9 protein-coding genes are annotated in these 10,396 nt (G+C 71.3%); 6 read left to right on the top strand and 3 right to left on the bottom strand.

Translation table 11 applies throughout. The features are described from left to right. On the top strand, window positions 1-1,729 hold a 1,729-nt coding region (locus tag AB0J64_RS55885; RefSeq protein WP_364046527.1), incomplete at its 5' end, for a KR domain-containing protein. A 127-nt stretch (window positions 1,730-1,856) separates the two neighbouring features. Here the strand turns inward: AB0J64_RS55885 and AB0J64_RS55880 are convergent. Together AB0J64_RS55880 and AB0J64_RS55875 are read right to left on the bottom strand one after the other, a co-directional pair. Further along, window positions 1,857-2,582 carry an alpha/beta fold hydrolase gene (locus AB0J64_RS55880; protein WP_364046525.1) on the bottom strand — a complete coding sequence of 242 codons (726 nt, stop codon included), beginning with the start codon at window positions 2,580-2,582 and terminating at the stop codon, window positions 1,857-1,859. Between the two features lie 58 nt (window positions 2,583-2,640). Continuing rightward, the gene (locus tag AB0J64_RS55875; protein WP_364046523.1) at window positions 2,641-5,004 is read right to left on the bottom strand and encodes a penicillin acylase family protein; all 2,364 of its coding nucleotides are present in this window, start codon (window positions 5,002-5,004) and stop codon (window positions 2,641-2,643) included. A 270-nt stretch (window positions 5,005-5,274) separates the two neighbouring features. Between AB0J64_RS55875 and rfbA the strand changes: the two genes are divergently transcribed. The 5 genes from rfbA (at window position 5,275) to AB0J64_RS55850 (ending at window position 9,294) form a co-directional block, all read left to right on the top strand. After that, entirely contained in the window at window positions 5,275-6,150 is an 876-nt protein-coding gene (gene rfbA / locus AB0J64_RS55870) for a glucose-1-phosphate thymidylyltransferase RfbA (protein ID WP_364046521.1), read from the top strand. After that, the gene (gene rfbB / locus AB0J64_RS55865; RefSeq protein ID WP_364046519.1) at window positions 6,147-7,136 is read left to right on the top strand and encodes a dTDP-glucose 4,6-dehydratase; all 990 of its coding nucleotides are present in this window, start codon (window positions 6,147-6,149) and stop codon (window positions 7,134-7,136) included. Before rfbA ends, rfbB begins: the two co-directional genes overlap by 4 nt. A gap of 17 nt (window positions 7,137-7,153) precedes the next feature. Next, window positions 7,154-7,768, top strand: coding sequence for a dTDP-4-dehydrorhamnose 3,5-epimerase (gene rfbC / locus AB0J64_RS55860; RefSeq protein ID WP_364046517.1), 615 nt, complete (start codon window positions 7,154-7,156; stop codon window positions 7,766-7,768). Next, complete coding sequence (locus AB0J64_RS55855) at window positions 7,765-8,877, top strand: DegT/DnrJ/EryC1/StrS family aminotransferase (RefSeq protein ID WP_364046515.1); 1,113 nt, start codon at window positions 7,765-7,767, stop codon at window positions 8,875-8,877. The genes rfbC and AB0J64_RS55855 overlap by 4 nt, the downstream gene beginning before the upstream one ends. 327 nt (window positions 8,878-9,204) lie before the next feature. Next, complete coding sequence (locus tag AB0J64_RS55850) at window positions 9,205-9,294, top strand: winged helix-turn-helix domain-containing protein (RefSeq protein WP_364046513.1); 90 nt, start codon at window positions 9,205-9,207, stop codon at window positions 9,292-9,294. A 150-nt stretch (window positions 9,295-9,444) separates the two neighbouring features. Here AB0J64_RS55850 and AB0J64_RS55845 read toward each other — a convergent pair. Further along, on the bottom strand, window positions 9,445-10,396 hold a 952-nt coding region (locus AB0J64_RS55845; RefSeq protein ID WP_364046511.1), incomplete at its 5' end, for a beta-ketoacyl reductase.

Here is a 10,396-nt window from a genome sequence, read left to right as displayed (position 1 = left end):
GACGAGCGCGAACGCGGTCCTCGCCGACCTCACGCCCGAGCTGGTCGACCAGGTGGCCGGGCCCAAGGCGGACGCCGCCTGGCACCTGCACGAGCTCACCCAGAAGCACGACCTGGCCGAGTTCGTGCTGTTCTCCTCGTCGGCATCGCTGGTGGACAACCCCGGCCAGGGCAACTACGCGGCGGCGAACGCCTTCCTCAACGCGCTGGCCGAGCACCGCCGCGCGGCGGGCCTGCCGGCGCGGACGCTGGCCTGGGGCCTGTGGGGCGGCGAGGCGGGCATGCAACGCGAACTGCGCGACGACGACCTGGCGAGGATCCGCCGCTGGGGCATGCTGCCGCTGCCGGTGGACGCGGCGCTGACGTTGTTCGACGCGGCGCGGCGGGCGGACGCCGCCGTGCTGGCGCCGATCCGGCTGGACCCGGCCGCTGTGCGCGCCCGCGCGGACGGCGTTCCCGCGCTGCTCCAGGGCCTGGCATCGGCCGTACGACGCACGACGGCGGCGTCGGGCGGGAACGAGCTGGAGTCGCTGGCCGCACTAGGCCCGGAGGAGCGCCAGGAGCGCCTGGTCGAGCTGGTCAGGAGGCGGGCGGCCCAGGTGCTCGGACACGCGGACCCGGAGCCTGTCGAGCCGGATGCGGACCTGGTCGGGCTGGGCCTGGACTCGCTGGCCGCCATGGAGCTGCGCAACGCGCTCAACTCGGACACCGGCGTCCGTCTGCCGGCCACCGCCGCCTTCGACTATCCGACGGCCAGTGCGCTGGCCCGGGTGCTGGCCGAGGAGATCACCCCGGCTCCGGCCGCAGCGCTCGGCGTACCGGCTGGTGAAGTCGCGGCGGCCAACGGCCAGGCCGCGCACGGCGACGGACCGGCCGCACAGGATCTGCCGGGTGCGGCGGAGACGTTGAGCGGCCTGTTCCGCGCGGCGGCCGCCGCCGGCAAGATCGAGGAGGGGATGGCGCTGCTGCACGCCGCCGCCGCGGTCCGTCCCCGGTACGACGCGGCCGACGCTCCGGCCCGCACCCCGGTGGTGCTGGCCACCGGCTCGCGCCGGCCGCGGCTGTTCTGCCTGAACTCGCCGATGGCCTTCGGCGGGCCGCACCAGTTCATGCCGCTGGCGGCGGAATTCCGTGAGGTGCGCGACCTTGCCGTGCTGCCGGTGCCGGGGTTCGTCCGGGAGGAGAGCCTGCCGGACTCGCTGGACGCCCTCGTACAGGGGCTGGCCCAGTCGGTGACCAGCGGCGGGACCGCCGCGGAGCCGTACGCGCTGGTCGGGTACTCCGCGGGCGGGGTGTTCGCGCACGCGCTCGCCGGCGCGCTGGCGGAAGCCGGCCAGGGCCCGGCCGCGGTGATCCTTCTCGACACGCACGTACCCGGGGCGGGGGAGAGCACCGCAGTCTGGTCGTCGATCGTGGGCGGCCTGCTCGATCGGGAGGCCGTGTTCGGCCCGTTCACCGCCGCCCGGCTGTCCGCGATGGGCTGGTACGCCGCGCTGCTCTCCGAGTGGCGGCCGGTCGAGCTGGCGGCGCCGACGCTGTACATCCGCGCCGCCCAGGAGACGGCGACGCCCGGCGGGACGGCCGCGGGCGTCGGCGCGGGCTGGCGTCCGGTCCTCACCCCCGGCACGGCGGTGCGCGAGGTGGCAGCCGACCACTTCAGCATCCTGGAGTCCGAGGCGCGGCAGACCGCCGCCGTGATCGAGGAATGGCTGGCGCAGACGTCCGGGTGAGTGTGGCTCGTCCGGATGGCACGAGAGAGGACGTCCGGGTGAGGGTGACCCATCCGGACGGCGCGAAAGCTCAGACGTTCGGGTGAGCGCGGCTCGCCCGGACGGCGCGGTCTGGGATGAGCGTGACTTACTTGGACAGTGCGACGAGCGCGTCGGTCACCTCAGCCACCTGGTCGTCCAGGTAGAAGTGCCCCCCGGGAAAGATCCGCAGGTCGAAGTCGCCGGTGGTGTTCCGGCGCCAGGCGCGTGCCTCCTCGACCGTGGTCTTCGGGTCGTCGTCGCCGACGAAGACGACCAGCGGGCAGCCGACCGCGGCGTCCGCGGCGCACTGGTAGGTCTCCACCGCCTGGTAGTCGGCGCGCAGCGCCGGCAGCACCATCTCGAACAGCTCCGGGTCCTGCAGGAACACTGGGTCGGTGCCGTTGAGCCGGCGGAGTTCGGCCGCCACGCCGGCCGGGTCTCGCCGGTGCACCCACTCGTCGCGGTAGGTGGACGGGGCGCGCCGGCCGGAGGCGACCAGCGCGTGCGGCGCCGCGCCGCGCCGCTCCAGGAGCAGGGCGAGTTCGAAGGCGATCAGCGCGCCCATACTGTGCCCGAACAGCAGCGTGGGCCGCCCGTCGTCGGGGAGCGCATCGGCGACGCCGGCGGCCAGCAGGCGCAAGTCCGTCAAGGGCGGCTCATGCCGGCGCTCCTGCCGGCCTGGGTACTGCACCGTGTGGGCGTCCAGCGCCGGGTGCAGCGCGGCGGACAGCTTGAAGTAGGCGCTGGCCGCGCCGCCGGCGTGCGGCAGCAGGATGACCCGCGCCGGGGCGTCCGGCGCGGGGTGAAATCGCTTGATCCAACGCTCGTCCACATCGTTCCTTCCGCAGTGATTCTTCGCCGCCTCCCGGTGGGCCCGGTGAGCGCGGCGATCACCCGCGGCCGGACGCCGCGGGCACCAGAGTGATGACGCTTTCCGTGTTCCGCGCGACCGCGGCCGGGCTGTACAGCAGCGGCACCTGGGCGCCGGAGCTCCAGGCGGCGGTGAGGTCCGCGTAGTGCGGGCTCGCCGGGTCCCCGGACTGGCCGGGGGCGCTCACAAAGGTGGAGTTGTCCCAGGCTCCGACGTCCAGCACCATCCGGTACGCGGCGCCGGACGTCGACTGGTAGGCCCCTGGGTAATAGGTCGAGGCGTCCACCGTGGTCGCGGAGCCGCCCCGTGAGATCGGGCCCACGTGGTTGCCCAAGGGGTGGGAGAACAGCGCGTGCTGCAGGTTTCCCCAGCGCCAGGCGGCCGGGTCGGCGCCGAGCCGGCCGCGGACCGCGGCGTAGGCCGCGCTCAGCGTCTCCTGCACGAGCCGGTCCCGCACCGCGGCGCCGTCCGGTCCGAACCAGCGGTCCGGCCGCTCCAACGCGTCGATCACCTGCCGGACGTCGGCGCGCGGCACCCGGGCGGCCACCGCCGAGGGGACGAACTTGCGGAGGAACGCCGGGCCGAGATACCCCGAGAGCCAGGGCTCGAACAGCGCCGCGCCGGGGGAGTCGGCGCTCGCCGTACCGTCGTAGTCGCGCAGGTGCCGCAGCGCGGCCGCGGTGTCCGGGTCGTCACCGGCAGGAATGTCGCGCAGCACCGCGACGATGCGCCGGGCGTACTCGTCGACATGGTCGAACTGGAGTCGCGCCATCTCGGACGTAGTGTGCCGGGTCGAGCTGGACAGCACGTCCGCGATGCGCTCCTTGCGCGCCGCCGGTTCCCATTCGTAGCCGACGCGCACCGGGTGCCCGGGTGGCATGTTGTACTCGTTCGCCGAGGCGACGAAGCCACTCTTGGGGTTGATCACCCTGGGCAACTCGGCGCCGTCGTGGAAGCCGTCCCATTCGTAGCGGCCGTCGCCTGGCACCGGCAGCAGCCCGTCGTACCCTGGCCGCCGGGGGACCAGGGCGCCGGGCACCCAGCCGATGGTGCCCGAGGTGTCGGCGTAGACCAGGTTCTCCGGCGGGGAGACCCAGCGCCGCGCCCGGGCGGCGAACTCGGGGAAGCTCCGCGCGGTCATGGTGTCGAGACCGGTGAGGTACGGCGCCGCGCCCGGCTCCGACCAGGCGGTACGCAGACCGAACGCGAGGCCCCGGTCCTTGTCCACCTTGAGCACCGGGCCATGCTGGGAGAAGAGCAGCTCCACCTGACGGGGCGTCGAGCCGGCCACCGGCACATCCTCCCGCACCGTGGTGAAGGGCACCCAGCGATCACGGTAGAGGTAGCGGCCCGGGTCGTCCGGGTGCAGGCGGTACACCTGAATGTCTTCCTGGTCCGCGGAGAAGACGGTGAGCGCGAAAGCGGCGCGGTCGTTGTGCCCCATGGAGATGCCGGGCAGCGCCGGCTCGCCGGCGCCGATCACGTCCAGGCCGGGCGCGGACAGGTGGGCGACGTAGCGCAGCGCCGGCGCCGTGGTGGCTCGATGCGGATCGCCGGCGAGGATCGGCCGGCCGGTGGCGGTACGCGACGGCGCGAGTGCCCAGGCGTTGGACCCTCCGGGCGACGGCGGCACCGACCGTACCGCGACGCCGTCGAAGGTGACCGGTGAGATGCCGAGCAGGTAGGTGTTGAGCGCGTCCGCGGGCACGGAGCACGGGTCGAGTCCGTCCGGCACCTGGGCCTCGTGCTCGGGTTCCAGGCGGACGAGAGCCCGGGCGGCGGATTGCCCGCCGGAGCACATCGCGGCCGCGAGCAACGCCTCGGGGTAGGCGTTGAGCGCCAGCCCGTGGCTGCGGATCCGCACCACGTCCTCAGGCTGCCAGCGGTCCGGCCGGTGGCCCAGCCGGCGGAACTCCGGCGGCAACGCCTCCGGGTGCGCGTTGACCCAGTCGACGTAGGCGTTGACGCCGCGGACGAACGCGGTCACGGCGCGGCGCGTGTTCGGCCCGTAGGCGGCCCACTCCCGCTGCATGTCCCCGCGGTACAGAAAGAGCCGGGCGGCCCGGTCCTGCTCGACGTAACGAGGCCCGAAGGCGGCCGACAGCAGGCCGAGGCCGCGCCGCCGCCACAGGTCGAGCTGGAACAGTCGGTCCCGCGCGGCGTTGTACCCCTGCGCCAGGAACACGTCGTCGGTGTTGCGCGCGTACAGGTGCGGCACTCCCCAGCGGTCCATCACCAGCCGCACCGGCTCGCGCAGCCCGGGGACCTCACGCGTGGAGGCGTCCCCTGTGTCCCGCTCTGCCCGCCCCGGAACGGCCGGCGTGAGTGAGAACACCGCGGCCACGATCGCGGTGACGGCACGGCTGAAAGCGACAATCCGCACCGCCGGACTCCCTCCCGGAGACGTCAATGTGGAAAAATTCTCGTCGCCAGGGAGAGATCGGGTCAGCCCCTACCCTCCCCTAATTCAGGTATCTCACCGTGCTCATTCGCGGTCGGGCGCGGACGGTCCCCTATTCGCCGGTCACAGGAGCCTGGCGGTCCGTCACCAACCCCCCTAATGCTCCCCCTCTCTCCGGTCATCGACCTTGCCGCTCCGCTACGCCCCTGCTTAGCCTCGGGACACTTCCACGCAGCAGAGAGGTATAAGGCCGTGAAAGGAATCGTTCTCGCGGGAGGGCGGGGAACGCGGCTGCATCCGATCACCGCCGCGGTCTCCAAACAGCTGCTCCCGGTGAGCGACAAGCCGATGATCTATTACCCGATATCGGTGCTCATGTTGGCCGGCATCAGGGATATCCTCCTCATTTCCTCGCCGGACCAGCTGCCGAACTTCGTCCGGCTGCTGGGCGACGGCGCCCGCTTCGGGCTGAACATCTCCTACGCCTCCCAGGAATCGCCGGACGGGATAGCCGAGGCGTTTCTCATCGGCGCCTCCCACATCGGCGACGGCCCGGCCGCGTTGATCCTCGGCGACAACATCTTCCACGGACCCTCCTTTTCGGAGGTGCTGGAAGAGAATGCGCAGGACGTGGAGGGGTGCGTGCTGTTCGGGTATCCGGTGAGCGATCCCGGCCAATACGGAGTGGGGCTGACCGACGAGAGCGGGCGCCTGATCTCGATAGCGGAGAAACCGGCGAAGCCGCTCTCCAACAGAGCCATCACAGGCCTGTATTTCTACGACAACGAAGTCATCGACATCGCCAAGAATCTCAAGCCGTCCGAACGCGGCGAACTGGAGATCACCGACGTGAACCTGGCCTACGTACGGCGGGGCAGGGCCAAACTGGTGGATCTCGGCAGAGGATTCGCCTGGCTGGACACCGGTACGCCGGAGACGCTGCTCCAGGCGGGACAGTACGTGCAGACCCTCGAACAACGCCAGGGCGTGCGCATCGCCTGCCTGGAGGAGGTGGCGCTCCGCATGAACTTCATCGACGCGGAGCAGTGCTACCGGCTTGGAGCCGAGCAGTCGCAGTCCGGCTACGGCCAGTACGTGATGAGCATCGCGAGTAGTTACGCGCGATGAGGATCCTGGTCACCGGCGGCGCCGGATTCATCGGCTCCCACTACGTCCGTACCCTGGCCGAGCGGGGCGACTGCACGCTGACGGTTCTCGACAAGCTCACCTACGCGGGCAACAGGGCCAACCTGGAGCCCGCCGACGGCCGCTTCACGTTCGTGCGAGGCGACATCTGCGACGCCGCCCTCGTCGGAGAGCTGGTGGCCGCGCACGACCAGGTGGTGCACTTCGCCGCCGAATCCCACGTCGACCGGTCCATCAGCGGTGCGGGGGAGTTCGTCCGCACCAACGTGACGGGGACCTACACGCTGCTCGCGGCGGCGGTCGAGCACGGGCTCGGCACGTTCGTGCACGTCTCGACCGACGAAGTGTACGGCTCCATCCCCGAAGGCTCCTGGGGGGAGGACCAGCCGCTGTCGCCCAGCTCGCCGTACTCGGCGTCGAAGGCCTCGGCCGACCTGCTCGCCCTCGCCTACCACCGGACGTACGGGCTGGACGTGCGGGTGACCCGCTGCTCCAACAACTACGGGCCGTACCAGTTCCCCGAGAAGGTCATCCCGCTGTTCGTCACCAGCCTGCTCGACGGCGGCAAGGTTCCGTTGTACGGGGACGGCATGAACTCGCGCGACTGGCTTCACGTGGCCGACCATGTCGCGGGGATCGAGCTGGTACGGCAGGCAGGCCGGCCGGGAGAGGTCTACAACATCGGCGGTGGCACCGAGCTGACCAATCGCGAGCTGACCGGGCTGCTCCTGGAGGCCTGCGGCGCCGGATGGGAGCGCGTGGAGTTCGTCGAGGACCGCTTGGGCCACGACCGCCGCTACTCCGTCGACGACATCAAGATCCGCGTTGAGCTGGGGTACCGCCCGGCCGTGGACTTCGAGAAAGGCCTGGTTGAGACGGTCGAGTGGTACCGGAACAACCGCCCCTGGTGGGAGGCGCATAAGGGTGCCGTAGGGGTTGCCGCCGCGGATCAAGGCGACCCAACATAACGTCAAAAGGGGATCATATGCAGATTCGCGAACTCGGCATCGGCGGGGCATTCCTCGTCGAGCCCAAGGTCTTCCCCGACTCCAGAGGATTGTTCCTCGAGGTCTTCAGGCAGCCTGCCTTCGCCGAGGCCGTCGGCCATCCGCTGACCGTGGCCCAGGTCAACTGCTCCGTCTCCACACGCGGCACGATCCGTGGATTGCACGCGATCCACCTGCCAGGCCAGGCCCGCTACGTGACCTGCCCGAGCGGCGCCGTCCGCGACATCGTCGTCGACATCAGGCCCGGCTCGCCCACGTACGGCGAGCACGTCGTGGCGGAGCTGAGCGAGGACAACCGGCACGCGCTCTACCTCGCCGAAGGGCTCGCGCACGGGTTCGCCCCGCTGACCGAGCAGGCCACCGTCTTCTACCTGTGCTCCAGCACCTGGTCGCCGGAGAGCTCCTTCGAGGTGAACCCGCTGGACCCCGACCTCAACCTGCCCTGGCCGCGCGACCATGAGCCCGTCCTGTCGGACAAGGACCGGGCCGCGCCCTCCCTGAAAGAGGCCGAACAGCTCGGCATCCTGCCTTCCTACGCCGACTGTCTGGCCCGCTACGCCGAACTCGCCACACCGAACGGAGCGCCGCGTTGATCCCACTGTTCAAGGTCGCCATGTCGGAGTCGGCTCCGGCAGCGGTCGCCGAGGTCGTCGGCAGTGGCCAGATCGGTCAGGGCGCCAAGGTCGCCGAGTTCGAGCGGGCGCTGGCGGAGCGGATCGGCAACCCGCGCGTCGCCACGGTCAACAGTGGCACCTCGGGGCTGCACCTGGCGCTCCACATGGTCGCCGCAGGCGGGGACGACGATGGCGAGGTGCTCTCCACGCCCCTGACCATGGAGGCCACCAACTGGACCATCCTCGCCAACCGGCTGCACATCAAGTGGGTGGACGTCGATCCTGCCACGCTCAACGTCGACCTCGACGACCTGGCCCGCAAAATCTCCCCCCGCACCCGCGCCATCGTCGTCGTGCACTTCGCCGGCTATCCGGTCGACCTCGAGCGGCTGGCGAAGATCCTCGACGAGGCCGAGGCGGCCTTCGGATTCCGCCCCGTGGTGATCGAGGACTGCGCCCATGCATGGGGCGCCACCTACCAGGGCCGCCGCCTGGGTACCCACGGCAACGTCGCGATGTTCAGCTTCCAGGCGATCAAGCATTTGACCTGCGGTGACGGTGGGGCTCTGGTGCTGCCGGACGACGAGCTGCACCAGCGGGCCACGCTGCTCCGCTGGTTCGGCATCAGCCGCAGCGCCGACCGGCTGCGCAACCCGCCGGACGTCGCCGAGTGGGGCTACAAGTTCCACATGACCGACATCAACGCCGCGATAGGGCTGGCCAATCTGGACTGGGCGGAAGAGGTCGTGGCACGGCACCGGGCCCACGCTGCCTACTACGACCGGGAGCTCGCCGGCGTGCCGGGGCTGGAACTGACCGAACGCAGGCAGGATCGCGAGTCGTCCTTCTGGATCTACCCCGTCAAGGTCGAGGACCGCGCCGGCTTCATGAAGCGCATGGACGAGGCCGAGATCATGGTCAGCAACGTGCACGAACGCAACGACACCCACACCTGCGTCCGCCGGTATGCCACGCTGCTGCCCGGACTCGACAGCGTGGCGGAGCGCGTCGTCTGCCTGCCCGTGGGCTGGTGGGTGACCGAGGAGCAGCGCGCGCACATCGTCGAGACCGTACGGCGCGGCTGGTGAGAGCGGGTCGGACCAACAGGTAGGCCGCGGCGTCGTGGACGACGCCGCGGGCGGCCCCATCCATGCGGGGCCCAGGGCTTGCCATCCATGTGATGTGCGGGCCCTTTTTTCTTCCCGGAGGCCGGCCAGGTGCGGAAGGTCGCTTGGGTGATCACCAGGATGCCGGTGATGCACCGCCTGAATACGGATGCAGGCGGCCGAGTGGTTCGAGGCCGGGCAGTCGTCCAGGACGGTCGTCGCGCGGCCGCGGGTCCACGAGCGGTCGGTGACGCGTCGGCGGAAGGCCTGGCGTGAGGGCGGCACACAGCCCTGCTGTCGAAGGGACCGGTGTCGGGGGGCAGGCTGCTCCATCGGCACGGCTGGTCGGTGCAGATGCCGGTCCGGCGGGCTCTGGACTGGTCTCGTCCGGGATCCTGAACGATCGGTCCGTCGTCGACCGGGAGAAGCCGCTTGGACACTCCGCGGATGACGGGGTGCAGCCGCGTCCCCCGGCGACCGGGCAGGATGATGCCTTTGCCGGGTTGCCCGGTGACCGGGGGGAACGCCGCTCGGTTTCGAGGAGCTCGGCTACATGTCGCCACCCAGCTCCCGGTCGAGAATCTCGAAGAGTTCCTCCGCAGAGGCCGCGGCGAGCCGCTCGTCCTCCGCCTCGGAGGAAGGACCGTCCGCCGCGGCGGGAGGAGGCTCGGGAGATTCCGGCTCCGCTGGGGCCAGCCGCTCGGCCAGGTATCGGGCGACCGCGGTGGCGTTCGGCTGGTCGAAGGCGAGCGTGGCGGGCAGCGGAAGGCCGGTCCGCCGGCGCAGCCGGTTCCGCAACTCGACGGCGGCCAGCGAGCTGAAGCCGAGCTGCACGAAGCCGCGCTCGGCGTCGATCACGTCCGCGGTGTCGTGCCCGAGTGCCACCGCTGCCTCGGCCTGGACCAGCTCAAGCAACATACGGTCCCGCTCCCGGGCAGGCAGCCCGGCCAGCCGTTCCCGCAGCCCGGCTGTGCCGTTCGACCCGTTGGTCCGTTCGGGCGCGGTGGTTGTACGGCGCGCGCCCACGAGGTCACGCAAGAGCGCGGGCAGGTCGTCGCCACGAGCGCGCAGCGCGCGGACGTCCGGCTGGATCGGCGCCAGCACCGGCGCGGGCACGCGCAGCGCCGCGTCGAACAGCGCCAGCCCGGTGTCCGCGGAGATCGCCGGTATGCCCAGATTGCGGACCCGGGCCAGGTCGGTGTCCTGCAGCGGCCCGCCGAGCCCGGTGTCCACCGCCCACATTCCCCAGGTCAGTGAGGTGGCGGGCAGCCCGGCGGCGGCGCGATCCGCGGCGAGCGCGTCGAGGAAGGCGTTGGCCGCCGCGTAGTCGCCTTGCCCGGCGGCGAGCACCATCCCCCCGGCTGAGGAGAACAGCACGAAGTGGGTGAGGTCATGCTTCTGGGTGAGCTCGTGCAGGTGCCAGGCGGCATCCGCCTTGGGTCGCAGCACCCGGTCCAGCCCTTCCTCCGTCAGCGTGCCGAGCACCCCGCCGGCCACCACT

This window comes from Nonomuraea sp. NPDC049695 (assembly GCF_040674955.1).
GTDB classification, from domain to species: Bacteria; Actinomycetota; Actinomycetes; order Streptosporangiales; family Streptosporangiaceae; genus Nonomuraea; species Nonomuraea helvata.
The sequence above is the reverse complement of the archived record's forward strand: the minus strand, read 5'-3'. Positions and strand labels throughout refer to the sequence as shown.